Raw genomic sequence first — 17635 nt, 5'->3', positions numbered from 1 at the left:
GAGTTGCTTGAAATGAAACACTGGCTTTTCATGCTTATCGCTTATGTCTTTATGGTTACAACCAATGCACTGGCTAACATTTTGCCGATTAATGGCCAGACTACTTCAGAAATTTCCAACCGTCTGGATGTCCCGTTCACACCGGCAGGCTATGTATTTTCGATTTGGAGTCTTATTTATATCCTGCTGGCTATCTGGCTGGTGATAGCTTTCAAAAATCGCAATACAGATAAAGCTGTTCTTAGAAAAATAGGCGCTTTATTTATCTTGAGCTGTTTACTAAACGCTGCATGGCTATTTGCTTTCCACTACGAGCAATTTATTTTGTCAACAATCGTTATTATCGCCCTGCTTATTACATTGATTGCTATTCATCAGTCCTATCCGAAAAGCGAAAACCGCTTCGGCGGCCGGCTTCCTTTCTCGCTCTATCTAGGCTGGATTTCAGTTGCTACGATCGCTAATATCAACTACACATTAAAATTCCATGATGTATCACTTGGTATAGGAGAAATGGAAGGCACAATCGGGCTTGTTGTCATTGCAGGCATATTGGGCATTGCCGGCCGCTACCTTTCCGATGATCCGTTTTATGCGCTCGTATTCGTCTGGGCAATTATCGGCATCGGTGTGGCAAACAACGAAACAGGGCTTGCAACAGCCTCTTATATTATCGCGATTGCTATTTTCATTGCAATCATCGCTATTTCATTCCTGCGTAATAAAAAAACTTCATATGCTTAATACGTCGTTCACCTGCTGAGGGTCGATGTCGGAAATTAACTAGCCAACATTGAAGGGAAGCCTAAAAACTTTTTAGGGCTTCCTTTTTACATTATTCCATAGAAAAGCTGCTGGATAAATGGCCTGCGTTTCGGGCACTCTTACTCTTTTCTTAAGGTTTTCTTATTCATGTATCATGAAAAAGCAGTATAGTTAAAGTAAAGAAAACGAGATGGGAGCTAGAGCTTATGGTAAAAAGGATACTAGTTGTTGAAGATGAGGCTCGCATAGCACGGGTGATTTCTCTTGAATTGAAGCACGAAGGATATACAGTGGAGATCGTTGATAATGGGAAGGATGCTGTAAACCGGGCGAAAGAAGAAAAGTGGGACTTGATCTTGCTTGATGTCATGCTGCCTGAAATGAGCGGGTTTGAAGTACTCAGAAGACTGCGGATGGAGGATGAACAGACGCCTGTTATTCTGTTAACCGCCAGGAATTCCGTTTTCGATAAGGTGAACGGACTTGATCATGGTGCAAATGATTATATTACGAAACCTTTTGAAATGGAGGAGCTCTTGGCAAGAATACGTTCAGCCATCCGAGTAGCAGGAGCAGCTCAGGAGAAGAAAAATGCCAATACAGTAAAAACATTAGAAGATCTTGAGGTGGACGAGGGAGCACGGGTTGTTAAACGTGCAGGCATCGCGATTGAATTAACCCGACGTGAATTTGACCTGCTTGTATTTTTACTAGATCAGTGCAATCAAGTTTTATCGAGAGACCAGCTGCTTAATGAGGTATGGGGGTTTGACTATATTGGGGAAACAAACGTGGTGGATGTATATATCGGCTATCTCCGTAAAAAAATCGACCATGGCTTTTCTCACCCTCTCATTCATACTGTGCGCGGAGTAGGATTCATGATCAAGGGGCAAAAACATGAGCATTAAAGGACGGCTGGCTTTGCTCTTGGTTGGATGGTCCCTTCTTATTTTGCTGATTGCCAGTATCATCATTTATTTTTCCTATGGGAAGGTAACAGAAAACCGCGAAATGGATAATCTTGCTGATATGGGAGAAAGGCTGCTTGAAACGACAGATATAACGGATTTATTTTCGTCAGAAATGCAGCCATTTTATCAATCCTTTATCCCTGATGACGGCATGATTCGTATTTTGGATAAAGAAGGAACGATTGTTTTTCGGGCCGCTGATGAAGATGGATTATTTGATCTCCCTTCCCAGCTTACAGAGGAAAGCACAACTGATATTGTAAAATTGGATGGTGACATGGTTGCCACATTCTCTTCCCCTATTTTTCAAGATGATCAATTCCTGGGCACTCTTGAGCTTTCACGGAACATGGATGATCAGATTGAAGATATTGAAACATTGTTAACCATTCTAATCGGGGTATCAATTTTCTTAATTATACTGGCCGTATTTTTCGGAATATGGACCTCAAAGGTTTTTCTGCGTCCAATTTCAGCCATCGGGACCACTATGAATAATATCCAGAAGGATGGCCGACTTGAGAAAATCCAGCTTCCGAAAAGAAAGCGGGATGAATTATACCAGCTTGCCGAAAATTTTAATCAGATGATTGACACGTTGGAGATCATGTTTCAAAAACAAGAGCAATTTATTTCGAATGCTTCTCATGAGCTAAAAACCCCTTTAACCGTAATAGAAAGCTATGCTTCTATATTAGATCGTTGGGGAAAAGATGACCCTGAGCTTTTAGAAGAAGGAATTGATGTCATTCAAGATGAATCAAAACGACTCCAGCATATGATTGAACAGTTCCTCGATTTGGCGACAATGAATCAGAAGCCTTTCGAACTTGAAACCGTTAATCTAACCGAAATATATCATAATACCGCCAAGCGCCTCCATATAGCAACAAACAGGGCTATTCAATACGAACCTGACGCTGAGCCTGTATTTGTACTTTTTAATAAAGAGAAACTGATTCAAGTAATGATCATTCTTCTAGATAATGCCATTAAATATAGCGAGGAAGAGATACAATTACGTGTATATCAATCGGATCAAGGACCTGCTCTCCAAATAATCGACCATGGAATCGGAATTCCCAAAGAAGAGATAGGTCGGTTGTTTGAACGATTTTACCGGGTAGATAAATCCAGAACTAGAGCAACCGGTGGAAGCGGCCTTGGTCTGACCATTGCAAAATCGCTTATTGAGCAGAGCGGCGGCTCGATAACGATTGATAGTGAGGTGAATATGGGTACGACAGTCACTGTGTTCTTTCAGGCAACTCCATAATAAGAGCTTAGTGTTTTCTTAAGATTTTCTTATTTTCATCAAATGTTCCTCTTAAATTCCTTTGCTATATTTAACTTAATTAAAGGAATGGAGGAATTTGAAAATGAAATCTTTGAAAAAACTATCTATCATTGCCGGGCTTTTAGTAATAGTAGGTGCTGGAGCAGCCTTTGGGTATGAAGAATTTTACGATAAAAAAAGTGGCTATCAGAATTATGTTAGCAGCGCAGATGCAATCGAGTCTGCAGCCGCTTCTACTCCTACTTCCGAATCACAGCCGGCCTCCCCTATCTCGGATGTTGACGGGAAAGTCACAGAAGTAACGGCGGAGAAAATCACAATCGATATACCAATGCAGGGAGAAAAAACATTCACGATTGATAAAAATACGAAAATCGAAGACTTTCTTCAACCTTTAAAGAAAGGCTCTCTCGTTGATATTGATGCGAATGGTGACTCAGCCTTTAAAATTGAAACAGATCGGACAATAGATGCACATGGAACCATCGTTGCAGTCACAGATCAAGACGTAACAATCAATTCCAATGGTACAGAGCAATCGTTCAAAAAGGCAGCGAACTTCCAGATTGATGCAGACGAATACATCGGCGCAATCGAAGGTTTACCTTCTGAAATTTCGCTGAACGAAAACTTTGAAATTGTCGACCTTGAAGTTGAAGATGAGCATGATGATTAAATGCGGCACAATACCCAAGCTTCTCAAAAAATGATTTTGAAGGACTAAAGGCCAAATGAAAGACCACTCCACAAATTTTTGGAGTGGTCTTTTATTAATTTGCGAACTTCATTTGATTTTTAATCAACCCATTCTTTCACAAATTGCAGGAATTCATCTCGATGTTCGGATTCTAAAACATAGAGGCCGGTATTTTTTGATATTTGTAATACTTTTTCAATTTGTGCTGTATTGTTTTGTTTGAAGATGCTCTCGATATAGTCTATATCCTTCAGGAAATGGGCAATAAATGTATCTCCTTCTTCCTGCACTTCCCATACATTAAAGTATGTAACATCCATGTCAGACGTAATATATGTTTCCAGCATATATTGAAATGCTTGGAGAGGAACATAGGCTATTTCCGGATTGTATTCATACTTTTCAATGAATGGTAACATAATGTATACGAATTCTTCTATTAATTCTATGCGATCTAATCGCGTAGAGGCCATTTCTTCTTTCAGCCATTTTTCAATTTGTTCGTGCTGATTTTCTTCCAATAGTTTTTTTATATACAAAAGTTCTTCTTTAAACCGTAAGCGGTCCTCATGGCTACTTTTTCGAGATCTAATATAAACGGCTTCCAGTTCATCCCAAGAGTGCCCAGGTATAAATTCTGCTTCTGCAAAATAATAAATCCTTTCTAATTTCATTCTATTTGTCCTCCTTCTTTAAGATCCGGGGCTGCAAAAATTATAAAAAAGCCTCTTCGTACTGTTCAAATTGTGACTTTTTTAGAATGATGTAGCTATGAGATATATTTTCTACCCGTTCTTTTGTTTCCCAAGAAAGACCATAGCCAATTGGTTTGGCATGTTCAAATTCAATTCGCAGACGTTGACGTGTATGAGGAGATTAATGAAACAACCTGATACCTTGCCAGTGCTATTTAGCGATTTTTGACTATAGGTGTTTTACGATACTCCTTCTTTCAATAATTGAAGGAATTCTGCTCTAGATTCGGACTCTAAAAAGTAGACACCTATACTTTTTGAGACGTTTAATACGTTTTCAATTTCCTCTGTATTGTTTTGTTCGAACATTCTTTCGATATAATCTATATCTTTCAGTAAATGTGTAATATATGTATCGCCTTCTTGCTGTAATTCCCATACATTAAACGCTGTAACATTTGTTTGAGGCGTAATATATGTTTCTAGCATATATGGAAATGCTTGGAGGGGAACATAGCTTATTTCCGGGTTGTATTCATATTTTTCAATGAATGGCAACATATTGTGTACGAATTTTTCTATTAATTCAATACGGTCTAATGACGTAGAGGACATCTCCGCTTCCAACCATTTTTCAATTTGTTCATGTTTACTTTCTTGCAGTAGCTTTTTCACACGCAAAATCTCTTCTTTGAACTGTAAGCGGCTCTTACTGCTTTCATTTCGGAAAGCAATATAAAGGGCTTCCAGGTCATCCCAAGAGTATCCTTGTACAAAGTATGAGTCCGCAAAATAATAAATCCTTTCTAATTTCATTCTATTTGTCCTCCTGCTTTAAGATCCGGTGCTGCAAAAATGATATAAAAACCTTTTTCGTGATGTTCGAATTTTGATTTTTTTAGTATGATGTAGCTGTGTGAAATATTTTCTACCTGTTCTTTCGTTTCCCAAGAAAGACCGTAGCCAATTGGTTTGGCATGTTCAAATTCAATTCGCAGACGTTGACGTGCATTAATGGATTCATCAAATAACCATGCTGAAATTGTATCTGCATGATGTTTGATATTATCATGAATTGCTTGCTCTGCTACCTCTCTAGTAAAAAAACAAGTCGTATCTGTTAATGCTAGTCTCATTTTGCGGGATAATTCTTCATTGGATAATTGATAATACATAATTTGGTAAGTCATTATTAATATACCTTCCGTTCTTTAATTATTTTACAATACTTAATTATAAACGTAATATGTAAATTAAAGTAACTGCTTCATATTTTTATATTATTTTAGCAGCTAGAAGTTTAAGCTATAAAAAACATTGGTACAGAAAGCTATGGACTATACTTAATTTAAAATATATTCATGGTTCTTCGAGTCACTTATATTGACATGAAAAAGGCCTTCAGAATGAATTTTTTCTGAAGGCCTTTTGTTAGGTTCAATCATTCCCTAAAGGACAAGTCACTACTTAAGGAGAAAAGCTATTTGAGCAGCTAATGGCCCCATTACTCTTCACTGTCCACCGCTTCATCTTCCAACTACCCTCTACTCCTTCGCAGTATAACCCGCACTTCCCTGCGCCCGGCCTTTCGCCAAATAAACAAACTTTCGCAGTATCCATTCGACTGGGCCGATTGTAAACCGTTGTACATACAAATTTGCAAATAATAATTGCAATGAATAAATAACAAACGCAATCATAAGACCAAGAGCTACACCTAATTCCCCGAAGAAACCGAAACCGTAGCTGTAAAAAATGGTCGTGCATATAACCGACTGCATTAAATAATTTGTTAGTGATAAGCGTCCAAGATTTACAAAGGCTTTAGATAACTTATTTTCCTTCATGGATATAAAAAGGTACGTAAAGGCTGCAATATAACCTATGGCTAACATATACGTTCCTGCACCATACAGTAACTTTCCAGCAAAATGGTCCCAGTACAATAATGCTTTACATACTAGACCTGCTGGAATAAAGAAAGACAGGCGCTTTAATAAACTGATTTTTTCTTCAATATCCGTAAAGAACCCTACTTTAGCAGCAGCCATTCCCAGCAATACTGTAGGACCGACCATAATAAAGGAGAGAATAACTAAGAATGCAAGTACGAAAGGCAAAGCAATGGCCATGATTAAGGAAGATATGTCATCCGGTATACCGATACGATACTTCACAATTTCTAAATATGTACCGTTCTTGAGAACATCCCCCGCTGCTTTCGTATCCGTAAAAGCCAAAGCCAGAAAATCTGTTTTTACTAATAAAAATGGCATGGTACAAAGTGTTAATACTATGGCCCATATGAGCATTGTTTTCACTTTCCGCTTAACAAATGCCATGAACATGACAAGCCCGGAGCCGTATATTAACAAAATATCGCCGTCCCAAACAAAAATCATATGTAAAATACCTAGCACCATTAAGCCAATGGCGCGTCTCCATAAAGGACCTCTTGCGCTTGATCCGCGATTTTCCAATGAACGTACAAACAAAACAACCCCATACCCAAATAAAAAGCCAAAAATCGGAACAAACGATCCCTCAACAAATATTTTCGTGAAATAATATGCCCCTTGGTCCCACCACGTACTCGGCTGAACTGCCTCTACCGTGATATTGGCATATTGAAAATACAGCATATTGGCTATTAAAATACCAAGTAATGAAAACCCTCTAAGTCCGTCTACTACCTGAATTCTTTTTTTCATTATGTATCTCCCTGCTCTAAAATTATCGGCTTTTCTTATCATTCCGAAACTTCTTTTCCAGAATATTACTACGTTCTAGATATTAGAACTGCCGGTACACCATTTTCACCGCTATGCCGGTATTTTAGTAATTTCCTCCCTTCCCTATCCTCTTTGAATACTAATCGGCCCGCTAATAATTAACCCCGCTCCGTCGTATTATTTTTCAAACAACCTAACATGCCTCCTATAGCATTGCCCGGTATCCAAAGTACAAAAGGATATTTTCAAATAAATACAGAAGGCAATACTCAGAGACCATTCAGCAAGCCTCCCAGTATTGCCCGCTTTAATCCCATCGAAATGCAACGGCTATACCGGATTCAGCTTTTTGTAGAAAATATCATACAGAATCCCTGCCAGACCTATCATTAAAATAATAAATCCATAACTGTTGGCATTCCCCCAAAAAACATGATAAAAGCCTATTCCCGCAGTGCAATAAGCAATTGCCGCCATCAAATTCCTTTTCAAGTGATGCCCTCCTTTCATTCTGAAATCAATTTTAACATTAAATGGAATATATGTAAAAATCGCAATAACATTTCTGCTGATAATGTTGTCACTTTAATTGTATTAAAAATCAAATAAAGTTCTATACAAATCACCTTATTAGTTATCAGTTAAGGGAGTTTTTTGATATGTAATAATAAACACTTTCTATATGAACATGACCTATTCTTTCTTTACCTAACAGCTGTATAAAAGAAAACAGTACGGCAACTTATTATGCTGCTAAACGTGGTTTATCATGTTCAGCATATAAGTCGACATGAAGTAAACATGTTACAATTATCGGATAAATAACATTTGGAGTGACGAAAATGAATAAACGAGAAGAACAAAAACAGCAGCGGCGCCATCATATTATCCAGGCTGCAAAGGATTTATTTTTGGAGCAAGGTGTGCAAAATATTCAAATGCAGGATGTTGCAAATGCAGCCAGTGTTGGGATCGCCACATTATTTCGCTATTTCCCTAAAAAAGAGTATTTAGTGATTGCAGCGACAAATGCAATTACGGATGAAATGGCCGCACATATCGGAAAGATTGTCGAGCAAACGATACCTGCATATGAAAAAATAGAGCAAATTTTGGATTATTATATAGACGGGACAAAAGATCCGCAGCTGCGTCTGGCAAAGTTTTTCGAGTCATTTGATTTATACGAAAAGTTAGCAGAGCAATCGCCTGAGCAATATAGCGAATACTTTCTCACGCGCAGCAGGTTAGCCGGTATTTTATTAACATTGGCCGAGCAGGGCAAGCAGGATCACTCAATAAGACCAGATATTGATTTGGAGGTATTTATCTTGACCATGGTACAGAATTTCAGCATATTCTCCTTCAAATCGAGCTTAGCAATCCATGATACCGATCTCTCGATGCTGCTTTCTGCGGACAAACAGCTCGCCATGATGAAGGATGTATTTTTAGCCTATATCCGAACATGATAAAAAGAACGATTAATTGACATTCACTTCAGAAAGTTGTTTACTAGTAAATATAAAAGGTGATAGTTAACTATCACCTTTAGTGAATCAATATTAGGGGGCTTTTTAAATGAGTCGTTTAGCAGGTAAAGTAGCAATAATTACAGGTGCAGCACAAGGTATGGGTGCAGCACATGCAAAGTTATTCGCAGCGCACGGTGCAAAAGTTGTTCTAACGGATTTAAACGAAGAAAAAGGTCAGGCATTCGCAGCTGAATTGGGCGAAAATGCCCTTTTCGTTAAACAAAATGTAACATCTGAAGAAGATTGGGCAGCAGTTATTGCAAAAGCAGAAGAAGCTTTTGGTCCAGTTAATGTATTAGTAAACAACGCCGGTATTACTATGGCGAAAAATATGCTTGACGTTACTGTAGAAGAATACCGTCGCATTGTAGAAATTAACCAAGTATCTGTATTCTTAGGTATGAAAGCAGTTGCACCTTCTATGATGAAAGCTGGCGGTGGTTCAATTGTCAACATTTCATCAATGAATGGCTTAGTTGCAGGTGCTATCGGTTATACAGATACAAAATTTGCAGTACGTGGTATGACAAAGGCAGCTGCCCTGAACTTAGCACCAATGGGCATTCGCGTAAACTCTGTACATCCAGGCGTTATCGCAACACCAATGGTTGTGCAAGAAGATACAAAAGCAGCTGTAGAAGAATTCTCTAAACACATTCCTTTAAAACGTGTAGCACAACCAGAAGAAGTATCAAATATGGTATTGTTCTTGGCTTCTGATGAATCAAGCTACTCAACAGGTTCAGAATTTGTAATCGACGGTGGTTTAACTGCACAGTAAGAAAAACTCATAACAATGGGTTACTTTATTAAGAAGCTGACTTGAAAACAAAACTGTTAGCTGTTTCCTGTCATGCATGCAGCTAACAGAAATAATAAGGATAACGGCCTGCGACCTCCATTCTAGTGAGCAGCAGGCCGTTTAACTATTTTTGAGGCAGAGGACCGAGCGCTATATTCCTTTTAGAAGTCAAAAAAAAAACAGACAGATATATAAATTCTGCCTGTTTTTATTAATATTTATATTTAACTTTTCCTAATTGAATTCTATACAAAAAGCCTTTAGTGAGTGCCCCGTTACGTTAGTCTATGTATAACCAAGACCCAGGCATTCTGCTCTATCAATTATGTAACAATGGACGGTAAAACTATTCCCCAATTCATTTAGTATTATTTTTATTATTAATGTCGGTAAATGCCTGAATCATATGCTGCCGAAATTGTTTTGATACATAAGAATACTTTTTGCTTTTGAGCCAAGCGAAACCTACCATTTGATAACAGTGACTATTTTTCAAACGTATGATTTTCGTATTCGGCAGCTGCTCTCCCAAAAATGAATACTGTGGATAAAATGTAACCCCTTGTCCTTCATTAACAAGTTGTAAAACAATCGACATTTCCGTTCCTTCAAATACAATATTCGGTGTAAACCCCGCCTGCAAGCAGCATTTTTCAAACATGCTGATAGATTCTAATCCTGATTTATACCCTATAAAACGTTCGTTTTTTGCTTCTAGCAAATCTATTTCATCAAATTCTGCGAGTCTATGATTTTTAGGAACAATCAAATCCAGCCGCTCCTTTAAGATAGGCAGCCATTCAATATCAGGTCCTGTAATGGGTGTATTAGAAACACACAACTCAATTTCTCCGCTGATCAGCCGTTCCTTTGCTATTATATCGGGCAGAATTGATTGCTGAATTCTAATATTCGGTCTACGTTCATAGAAACTTCTAAATATGGGCGGGAGTATGGTGGAGCTCATCACACTAACAGACACACGTTCTTCCTCTATATCTGCCATTTCCAGTACTTCTTCATGTGCATCTTGTAAAATTCTTAACGCTCTTTCGACTTCTTTTGCATAATATCTTCCATAGTTATTCAAGCGGATGTTCTTACCATTGCGGTCGAATAAGGAGACGCCCAATTCATCTTCTAGCTTGGCAATTGTTTTACTTAACGATGACTGGGTAATGTTTAAAGAAAGTGCAGCCTGAGACATATGCTCGGTTCTCGCAACAGCTAGAAAATACTGTAATTGTAATAATTGCATATTATCTCTCCTTATGAATCCAAATGAATATAGATATTCATCTGGATATATTGTAGCGATTTTTACAAACGATTACAATGAGAGCGAAGTTTAAGGAGTTACCTTCTATAAAATAAAAATTCAAGGAGGATTTACATATGAAAATTAAAGCAGCAGTTACCCCTGGACAAGGGCAGGATTTTACTCTTGAAGAAGTGGAATTAGCAACACCAAAAGCAAACGAAGTGTTAGTGAAAATCGTTGCTACAGGTGTTTGTCATACAGACGCAGTTGCACGTGATGCAGCAATCGCACCCCTGCCGGCTGTACTTGGACATGAAGGTGCAGGTATTGTAGAAGAAGTCGGTGAAGGAGTGACACGTTTAGCAAAAGGCGACCATGTTGTATTATCATTCGCACATTGCGGTCATTGTGAAAACTGTTTAACAGGCCACCCAACAGTTTGTGAAACGTTCAATGACTTGAATTTCGGTGGTATGCATGATGATCATACACATCGTTTGTCAAAAGATGGTCAACACCTTTCAACATTCTTCGGCCAATCTTCTTTCGGTACATTTGCCGTTGCTCATGAGCGCAATGTTGTTAAAGTAGATAAAGATGTAGATATAGCATTACTTGGCCCATTAGGCTGCGGCATTCAAACAGGCGCAGGTACTGTTTTAAATAAAATCAAGCCTGAATTCGGCTCCACAATTGCCGTTTACGGGGCAGGAGCAGTTGGATTGAGTGCTATTATGGCCGCAAAAATTGTAGGCTGTAAAACAATTATTGCCATTGATGTACATGATTCACGCCTGGATCTAGCGAAAGAGCTTGGTGCAACTCATGTATTTAACGGTTCAAAAGTTGATGTCGTAAAAGAAATTAAAGAATTAACAAACGGCGGTACAAAGTACGCTGTCGATACAACAGGCGTCCCACCAGTTGTCCGTCAATGTTTACAAGCGTTACGTCCACTAGGCGTTGCTGCGATTGTTGGGGTTACACCGGAAATGAATATTGATGTGCATAATGACATAATGGCTGAAGGAAAAACAATGGTAGGTGTAATCGAAGGCGATTCAGTACCAAATGTCTTTATTCCACAATTAGTTGAGTACTACAAAGCAGGTCAATTCCCATTTGATAAATTAGTAAAATTCTATGACTTCGACCAAATTAACGAAGCATTTTTAGCATCAAAAACTGGCGAAGCAATTAAACCGATTTTACGCATTCAATAACATTTCATAATGCTTGGGTATGTTTGTGAAAAACCTCCATTTTGATTTATTTTTCAAAATGGAGGTTTTGTATTTTTCTAAATTAATGCTGATATTTTTTTACATCTTCAATTTCCGTATTTATTCTTTTGCAGCTTTCTAAACTATTCTATGAAACAAGGTAAGAGAAGTTAAAGCCATTCTTTTATTATCTTCTTATGAACTTGATTGTGATTGCCTAGTTACCGCAACAAAATATAGAATCTATATTAGCTTATTAATTGCTCTTTACCGAACCGCTTTAAGAATTTGTAAAATGGCTCACGTTTTTTACCCATTTGTGAATAGATAGCGATTATTTTTTCTACTGTTTCATACAGTTCCTCTGGTGTCAGGTTCTCTCTGAGCAAAGATCCGACCTCGGCATCTTTTCCTTTTGCCTTTCCCCCAACGTATAAATTGTAATGGCCTCTCATTTTCATCACACCGATATCGCTTAACATGGGCTCACCACAGCCAATCGGGCACCCTGTGTAAGCAACCTTTAATGTAAAGGGTACGGGTTTCCCTGCAACTCGACGATTTAATTCTTTGGCTACAGGCATCCCCTCCTCCTCTTCCCCTTTACAGAAATTACAGGTTCTCAAGCTCTTTACGAAGTTTCCAACGGGATAACATGCTAATCCCACACTTTGAAATTCTTCTATGATTTCTTCTTTTTGGTCTTCCGGAATTTCGATATAGAGTTGTTGGAATGTTGTTAACTCAAGCGTTTCATTCTCATTCATATATTTTGAAAGTGTGATAAGCTGTTTGGCGCTGAGTTTTGCTCCAAAATCTATTCCACCGTTTATGGCAATCTTAATCTTTTTTACATCCTGTTCCATATTCATTCCTCACATTAGCTTTCAATTATATTAACTTTCATACTATACACCCGCATGGGAAGCAGCATCCTAAATATAACGGCCGGCAACCGGCCATTATATAATAGATTTTTTCGGACTTTACTACCCTTTTTATTGAACCCTGAAAGGAACTATTCATTTATTGTTACTGATAGAAGAGAATAATCCCCACTAATTATTTTATTTTTCTAATTTTACCCGTTGTAGACGTAAAGCATTAAGTACAACAGAGACGGAACTAAACGCCATCGCAGCACCTGCTACCCATGGGGCAAGGAATCCTGCTGCAGCGATCGGAATTCCGATGATATTATAGGCAAAGGCCCAAAAAAGATTTTGTTTAATATTACGCATTGTCTTACGGCTCATTAAGATTGCGTCGGCAATACTGTTTAAGTCGCCTCGAATCAGTGTAATATCCGCCGCTTCCATTGCAACGTCTGTACCGGTACCAATCGCCATACCAATATCAGCCGTTGCAAGTGCTGGCGCATCATTAATGCCATCACCGACCATCGCCACTTTTTTGCCTTGTTGCTGTAGTTTTTTGACTTCGTCTGCTTTACCTTCAGGAAGCACTTCTGCAATAACCGCATCAACACCTACCTCTTTACCGATTGCTTGAGCTGTACGTTCATTATCACCTGTCATCATAATGACGTTTATGCCCATTTCCTGTAATCGGCGTACCGCTTCTTTAGAGGTATCTTTAATTGTATCTGCTACGGCAACGAGCCCAGCATATTGTCCATTAATGCCTGCCAGCATCGCTGTTTTACCATTTTTCTCTAATTCCTCCATCACAGGAAGCACGGATGAGATATTAATGCCGTATTGCTGCATCAGTTTCCGTGTACCGATAATTACTCCTTGGCCGGAGATTGTTGCTTGCACACCATAACCCGGAATCGCTTCAAAAAATTGAATGCTTCCAAGTTCAATACCTTTATCTTGAATACCTTGCACGATCGCTTGTGCTAATGGGTGCTCTGATTGTTTTTCTGCAGCACCGATCAGCGATAAAAATGTCTCTTCGTCTTGACCATCTGCCACTAATACATCTGTTAATACAGGTTTACCATGTGTTACAGTACCTGTTTTATCAACAACCACTGTGTTAATACTCTGTGTTTGCTCTAAATGCTCGCCGCCTTTAAACAAAATCCCAAATTCCGCTGCACGACCTGAACCTGCCATAATAGAGGTAGGTGTTGCTAAACCAAGTGCACATGGACAAGCAATAACCAGTACTGCAATCAGCACTTCAAGAGCCGGCGTAAATTCACCCGGCTGCACCCATAGAATCCAGACTAGGAAGGTAACGATAGCAATCCCTACTACGATTGGTACAAAAATACCTGATATTTGGTCCGCCATACGCTGAATTGGCGCTTTTGAACCTTGGGCATCTTCTACAACCTTGATAATCTGGGCTAATGCTGTGTCACGCCCGACTTTTGTTGCTGTCATTTTGATGAAGCCGTTTTTGTTAATTGTGGAGCCGTATAATATATCTCCTGCTTTTTTATCAACCGGTAAACTTTCGCCTGTTAACATAGATTCATCAACAGCAGTTGTTCCTTCTACTACTTCACCATCAACCGGAATTTTTTCACCTGGTTTTACTAGAACCGTGTCGCCGATTACTACCTCTTCCAGCGGTATTTCTTTTTCTGCGCCATCACGAATAACAATGGCCGTTTTTGCTTGAAGGCCCATTAATTTTTTAATTGCTTCCGATGAACGGCCTTTAGCTTTTGCCTCGAATAATTTCCCTAAAAGAATCAGTGTAATGAGTACTGCACTCGTTTCAAAATATAAATGTGGTCCGTGATGTGTTCCAGCTGTAACGATTGCTTGATAAACACTGTAAAAGTACGCTGCTGAAGTACCCATCACTACCAGCACATCCATGTTCGCACTGCCATTTCGAAGTGATTTATAAGCACCTACATAAAACTGCTTCCCGATAATAAACTGCACCGGTGTCGCTAAAACCATTTGAACCCATGGATTCATTAAGAAGTCCGGTACATATAAAAACGATGTAAAGGAAAAATGACCGACCATCGTCCATAATAATGGCAGCGATAAAATCGCGGAAATAACGAATTTACGTTGTTGATCCTTAATATGCTTCTCACGGTGGTCCACCTGCGCTTGATCCTCTTGCTTTTGGTGCGCACCATACCCAAGCTTTTCTACTTTAGCAATTACATCTGCAATCGTTACTTCTGAAGGGTTAAATTCGATTGTTGCTTTTTCAAGCGCTAAATTGACGCTTGCATTTGCAACACCATCCATCCTATTTAATCCTTTTTCTATTCGCGTAGCACACGCTGCACATGTCATGCCCGTAATATCAAATTCTGCTTTTTGTTTCACTACCCCATAGCCAAGCGCTTCTATTTTCTTTTCGAAATCCGTTTCGCTCAGTCTTGTTGGGTCATATTTAATCGTCGACTTTTCAAGGGCTAAATTGACAGATGCCTGCTCGACACCCTCCATTTTATTTAACCCTTTTTCTATTCTTGTTGCACACGCCGCACATGTCATGCCCGTTATTTGAAGACTTGCTTCTTTTATGTTGCCAGCTTCCGTATTCACGATTTTCCCCACCCTTCCTCATACCTGCATAGGGTATATATTAGTGAAAATAAGAGAGTGCTAAAGCAGCACTCTTATTCTACATCATAACCTTGCTCTTCAATCGTTTCTTTAATCTTATCAAGAGATACTTTAGATTCATTAAAGGATACTTCAACCAATGCTTCGTCTAATTTTACGCTTACTTGGTTCACACCTTCTAATTCACCAACACTTCCCTCTATTGCTTTTATACAATGTCCACATGACATTCCTTGTACGTTTAATGTAATATTTTGCATACTTTCTCTCCTTTAATTTAAGTTCCATACAGTATAGGGGTATATTAAAGCTAAAAAAATTACTTTTTCATCAGCTTTTGGATTGTCACCAATAATTCATCTAACACTTCATCATCACCTTCTGAAAGGCGATCCACGACACAGCCTTTTAGATGACCTTCTAAAAGAATCTTTGCCACGCTATTTAAAGCAGATTGTGTTGCGGAAAGCTGCGTGATCACATCATCACAATAAACATCTTTCTCTATCATACCTTTAATTCCTCGAATTTGGCCTTCGATACGATTCAAGCGAGTTGTTAAATCCTTTTTTACGCGTTCTGGATGATGACTTTTTCGGCAAGATGCAGCATCCTCAACATGGCAGACTGCTTCTTTTTCTGGGTTTTCCATCTGTTCAGCCTCCTAACTTAACTTTAGATTACCATACCCCGGTGCAGTATGTAAAGCGATTAATTTTATTTTCTAGATGGATAAGTACTTTATGCAGTTTGATCTGGTTAAGCGTTTTGGAATTGTTCCGAAAATTAACAATTAAATTATATTAAAAAATTCCAGTTTATATCAATTCTACTTTCTTTAATTAATTTCCAAGCATTGCTACAATGGGATAGTTAGGAAGTGAACTTATGATTAACCTTATACGATTTAGCTGCGCAGGCAAAGCTGCTGTGAAATCAAAGGCTTTACTAGAGAGTAAAAACGGTCCTGCACCAAACGGCACATTAAACGAAAAGCTAGGAAAGGAACTGGACTTTACTCGAAAAGGATCAGCTAAATTATTTCAGAAAAACATTAAAGGTAACTTTTTGGAATCCGACGGCGGCTATAAATTGACTGTTACCCCCGAACAAACAGCCGCATCTGATCGGTATGTCCCCATTCCAAAAGATGCTTATTCGGATGACCAATCAAGTGAAATGAATTACATAGACCAAACACTCCTGGGTGCGGGAGTCAAGTTACAGCAGAAAGCAACGATTATTTTGAACAAAAATGCTAATTCCCCCCTTGTAAAAGGTCCTTTTTATGAAGAAACGTAAACTTATTTATCGTGTCATTGGATACATTGCAGTCGTGCTTTGCTTGTTCTTTCTATTAAAAATAAGCGGCTTGACGGTTGCAGACTTAACTCCTGAAACAATCCGCTCTTTGGCACACAATAATATTTTGCTCATTTGCCTGATCATGCTGGTCATCATGATTTTGCAAAACCTATTTACATTCATTCCACTGGTTTTAGTCATTGCGACAAACATTACATTATTCGGCTTTTGGCGGGGTTATTTGTATGGGTGTTTGTGCAGCGTCATTGGCAGCACCCTTATCTTTTTATCGATTCGCCATATTTTTCATGATGCATTTTCGCACGCAACAGCTAATAAATATCAGAAAAAGATCAAGAAAAATGGTTTTCTCTTTGTTTTATCCGGGCGTATTCTTCCATTTATGCCGACCAATTTAATTAATATTGTCTCCGGTTTAAGCACTATTAAAGCTTCACACTTTATACTCGCTACAACAGCAGGCAACATGATTTACGGCTTAGTGCTTGCTTCAGCATCCTTTAGCGTCATTGCCGTAGTAACCCATCATCCTGTTTATTTCCTGTTGATTGTTCTCGTCATCCTGCTGGGAGCATTACTTTATCGCCATAAGAATAGACCGATAGACAAAACGCAAGAAAGCTGAGAAGAAATTCGTTTCTTCTCAGCTTTTTGTTTAGCTCAAAATTTATCATACGGTTCTCCTAGTCATTTCTCTATCTAAAATATTTTACAATTAGAATTGTTTCATACGGATTCTGATACTTACCAATTTTATAGGAAGTACTTTTCCTATGAGAAGGTTACGTATGGTTTTTTCATATCGTGGTATGA

Annotated in this window: 19 protein-coding genes; 9 read left to right on the top strand and 10 right to left on the bottom strand. The window is 38.6% G+C overall.

Translation table 11 applies throughout. From position 1 onward, the window contains the following. The first annotated feature begins 12 nt into the window (after window positions 1-12). The 4 genes from AA0Y26_RS07790 to AA0Y26_RS07775 all read left to right on the top strand — a co-directional run bounded on the left by AA0Y26_RS07790 (window position 13) and on the right by AA0Y26_RS07775 (window position 3712). A complete protein-coding gene (locus tag AA0Y26_RS07790) occupies window positions 13-744 on the top strand; it encodes a TspO/MBR family protein (protein WP_413366619.1) in 732 nt (243 codons plus the stop codon). A gap of 227 nt (window positions 745-971) precedes the next feature. Then, entirely contained in the window at window positions 972-1676 is a 705-nt protein-coding gene (locus AA0Y26_RS07785) for a response regulator transcription factor (RefSeq protein ID WP_413366617.1), read from the top strand. Then, window positions 1666-3015 carry a sensor histidine kinase gene (locus AA0Y26_RS07780; protein WP_413366615.1) on the top strand — a complete coding sequence of 450 codons (1350 nt, stop codon included), beginning with the start codon at window positions 1666-1668 and terminating at the stop codon, window positions 3013-3015. The genes AA0Y26_RS07785 and AA0Y26_RS07780 overlap by 11 nt, the downstream gene beginning before the upstream one ends. Window positions 3016-3118: 103 nt before the next feature. Beyond that, window positions 3119-3712: a DUF5666 domain-containing protein gene (locus AA0Y26_RS07775; RefSeq protein ID WP_413366614.1), complete on the top strand. Its 594-nt coding sequence runs from the start codon at window positions 3119-3121 to the stop codon at window positions 3710-3712. A gap of 119 nt (window positions 3713-3831) precedes the next feature. Here the strand turns inward: AA0Y26_RS07775 and AA0Y26_RS07770 are convergent, their stop codons facing one another. The 5 genes from AA0Y26_RS07770 to AA0Y26_RS07750 form a co-directional block, all read right to left on the bottom strand. After that, complete coding sequence (locus AA0Y26_RS07770) at window positions 3832-4407, bottom strand: hypothetical protein (RefSeq protein ID WP_413366612.1); 576 nt, start codon at window positions 4405-4407, stop codon at window positions 3832-3834. Window positions 4408-4668: 261 nt separating this feature from the next. Next, window positions 4669-5244 carry a hypothetical protein gene (locus AA0Y26_RS07765; RefSeq protein WP_413366610.1) on the bottom strand — a complete coding sequence of 192 codons (576 nt, stop codon included), beginning with the start codon at window positions 5242-5244 and terminating at the stop codon, window positions 4669-4671. Then, window positions 5241-5603: an RNase A-like domain-containing protein gene (locus tag AA0Y26_RS07760; RefSeq protein ID WP_413366608.1), complete on the bottom strand. Its 363-nt coding sequence runs from the start codon at window positions 5601-5603 to the stop codon at window positions 5241-5243. The genes AA0Y26_RS07765 and AA0Y26_RS07760 overlap by 4 nt, the downstream gene beginning before the upstream one ends. A gap of 369 nt (window positions 5604-5972) precedes the next feature. Further along, the gene (locus AA0Y26_RS07755) at window positions 5973-7139 is read right to left on the bottom strand and encodes a DUF418 domain-containing protein (RefSeq protein ID WP_413366606.1); all 1167 of its coding nucleotides are present in this window, start codon (window positions 7137-7139) and stop codon (window positions 5973-5975) included. 351 nt (window positions 7140-7490) lie between these two features. Then, window positions 7491-7652, bottom strand: a complete 162-nt coding sequence (locus tag AA0Y26_RS07750; protein WP_413366604.1) for a hypothetical protein — start codon at window positions 7650-7652, stop codon at window positions 7491-7493. A 350-nt stretch (window positions 7653-8002) separates the two neighbouring features. On the opposite strand from AA0Y26_RS07750, the gene AA0Y26_RS07745 reads away from it, so the two are divergent. Both AA0Y26_RS07745 and AA0Y26_RS07740 read left to right on the top strand, forming a co-directional pair. Next, complete coding sequence (locus AA0Y26_RS07745; protein ID WP_413366602.1) at window positions 8003-8632, top strand: TetR/AcrR family transcriptional regulator; 630 nt, start codon at window positions 8003-8005, stop codon at window positions 8630-8632. 109 nt (window positions 8633-8741) lie between these two features. Next, on the top strand, window positions 8742-9476 hold the full coding sequence (locus AA0Y26_RS07740; RefSeq protein WP_413366600.1) for a glucose 1-dehydrogenase: 735 nt from the start codon (window positions 8742-8744) through the stop codon (window positions 9474-9476). Between the two features lie 379 nt (window positions 9477-9855). Here AA0Y26_RS07740 and AA0Y26_RS07735 read toward each other — a convergent pair whose 3' ends face one another. Next, window positions 9856-10755 (bottom strand): LysR family transcriptional regulator, encoded by a 900-nt coding sequence (locus AA0Y26_RS07735; RefSeq protein WP_413366598.1) that lies wholly within the window; start codon window positions 10753-10755, stop codon window positions 9856-9858. Between the two features lie 137 nt (window positions 10756-10892). Here AA0Y26_RS07735 and AA0Y26_RS07730 point away from each other — a divergent pair, with 137 nt between their 5' ends. Then, the gene (locus AA0Y26_RS07730; RefSeq protein ID WP_413366596.1) at window positions 10893-11981 is read left to right on the top strand and encodes an NAD(P)-dependent alcohol dehydrogenase; all 1089 of its coding nucleotides are present in this window, start codon (window positions 10893-10895) and stop codon (window positions 11979-11981) included. Between the two features lie 248 nt (window positions 11982-12229). Here the strand turns inward: AA0Y26_RS07730 and AA0Y26_RS07725 are convergent, their stop codons facing one another. From AA0Y26_RS07725 to AA0Y26_RS07710, 4 genes are all read right to left on the bottom strand, one after another. Then, complete coding sequence (locus tag AA0Y26_RS07725) at window positions 12230-12847, bottom strand: nitrite reductase (RefSeq protein ID WP_413366594.1); 618 nt, start codon at window positions 12845-12847, stop codon at window positions 12230-12232. 201 nt (window positions 12848-13048) lie between these two features. Beyond that, window positions 13049-15475 carry a heavy metal translocating P-type ATPase gene (locus AA0Y26_RS07720; protein WP_413366592.1) on the bottom strand — a complete coding sequence of 809 codons (2427 nt, stop codon included), beginning with the start codon at window positions 15473-15475 and terminating at the stop codon, window positions 13049-13051. A gap of 74 nt (window positions 15476-15549) precedes the next feature. Next, window positions 15550-15756, bottom strand: coding sequence for a copper chaperone CopZ (copZ, locus tag AA0Y26_RS07715; RefSeq protein ID WP_413366590.1), 207 nt, complete (start codon window positions 15754-15756; stop codon window positions 15550-15552). A 59-nt stretch (window positions 15757-15815) separates the two neighbouring features. Further along, complete coding sequence (locus tag AA0Y26_RS07710) at window positions 15816-16148, bottom strand: metal-sensitive transcriptional regulator (protein ID WP_413366589.1); 333 nt, start codon at window positions 16146-16148, stop codon at window positions 15816-15818. A 236-nt stretch (window positions 16149-16384) separates the two neighbouring features. Between AA0Y26_RS07710 and AA0Y26_RS07705 the strand changes: the two genes are divergently transcribed. Together AA0Y26_RS07705 and AA0Y26_RS07700 are read left to right on the top strand one after the other, a co-directional pair. Continuing rightward, entirely contained in the window at window positions 16385-16798 is a 414-nt protein-coding gene (locus AA0Y26_RS07705; RefSeq protein ID WP_413366587.1) for a hypothetical protein, read from the top strand. Then, entirely contained in the window at window positions 16785-17447 is a 663-nt protein-coding gene (locus AA0Y26_RS07700) for a TVP38/TMEM64 family protein (protein ID WP_413366585.1), read from the top strand. Before AA0Y26_RS07705 ends, AA0Y26_RS07700 begins: the two co-directional genes overlap by 14 nt. Window positions 17448-17635 lie beyond the last annotated feature (188 nt).

This window comes from Lysinibacillus canaveralius, assembly GCF_047301505.1.
Taxonomy (GTDB): domain Bacteria; phylum Bacillota; class Bacilli; order Bacillales_A; family Planococcaceae; genus Lysinibacillus_B.
This window is presented reverse-complemented; position numbering and strand designations above follow the sequence as displayed.

Bases quoted from the DNA above. Each gene is read 5' to 3' on its own strand.
- AA0Y26_RS07790 (WP_413366619.1), top strand. From the start codon at position 13: ATGAAACACTGGCTTTTCATGCTTATCGCTTATGTCTTTATGGTTACA.
- AA0Y26_RS07785 (WP_413366617.1), top strand. From the start codon at position 972: ATGGTAAAAAGGATACTAGTTGTTGAAGATGAGGCTCGCATAGCACGG.
- AA0Y26_RS07780 (WP_413366615.1), top strand. From the start codon at position 1,666: ATGAGCATTAAAGGACGGCTGGCTTTGCTCTTGGTTGGATGGTCCCTT.
- AA0Y26_RS07775 (WP_413366614.1), top strand. From the start codon at position 3,119: ATGAAATCTTTGAAAAAACTATCTATCATTGCCGGGCTTTTAGTAATA.
- AA0Y26_RS07770 (WP_413366612.1), bottom strand. From the start codon at position 4,407: ATGAAATTAGAAAGGATTTATTATTTTGCAGAAGCAGAATTTATACCT.
- AA0Y26_RS07765 (WP_413366610.1), bottom strand. From the start codon at position 5,244: ATGAAATTAGAAAGGATTTATTATTTTGCGGACTCATACTTTGTACAA.
- AA0Y26_RS07760 (WP_413366608.1), bottom strand. From the start codon at position 5,603: ATGTATTATCAATTATCCAATGAAGAATTATCCCGCAAAATGAGACTA.
- AA0Y26_RS07755 (WP_413366606.1), bottom strand. From the start codon at position 7,139: ATGAAAAAAAGAATTCAGGTAGTAGACGGACTTAGAGGGTTTTCATTA.
- AA0Y26_RS07745 (WP_413366602.1), top strand. From the start codon at position 8,003: ATGAATAAACGAGAAGAACAAAAACAGCAGCGGCGCCATCATATTATC.
- AA0Y26_RS07740 (WP_413366600.1), top strand. From the start codon at position 8,742: ATGAGTCGTTTAGCAGGTAAAGTAGCAATAATTACAGGTGCAGCACAA.
- AA0Y26_RS07735 (WP_413366598.1), bottom strand. From the start codon at position 10,755: ATGCAATTATTACAATTACAGTATTTTCTAGCTGTTGCGAGAACCGAG.
- AA0Y26_RS07730 (WP_413366596.1), top strand. From the start codon at position 10,893: ATGAAAATTAAAGCAGCAGTTACCCCTGGACAAGGGCAGGATTTTACT.
- AA0Y26_RS07725 (WP_413366594.1), bottom strand. From the start codon at position 12,847: ATGGAACAGGATGTAAAAAAGATTAAGATTGCCATAAACGGTGGAATA.
- copZ (WP_413366590.1), bottom strand. From the start codon at position 15,756: ATGCAAAATATTACATTAAACGTACAAGGAATGTCATGTGGACATTGT.
- AA0Y26_RS07710 (WP_413366589.1), bottom strand. From the start codon at position 16,148: ATGGAAAACCCAGAAAAAGAAGCAGTCTGCCATGTTGAGGATGCTGCA.
- AA0Y26_RS07705 (WP_413366587.1), top strand. From the start codon at position 16,385: ATGATTAACCTTATACGATTTAGCTGCGCAGGCAAAGCTGCTGTGAAA.
- AA0Y26_RS07700 (WP_413366585.1), top strand. From the start codon at position 16,785: ATGAAGAAACGTAAACTTATTTATCGTGTCATTGGATACATTGCAGTC.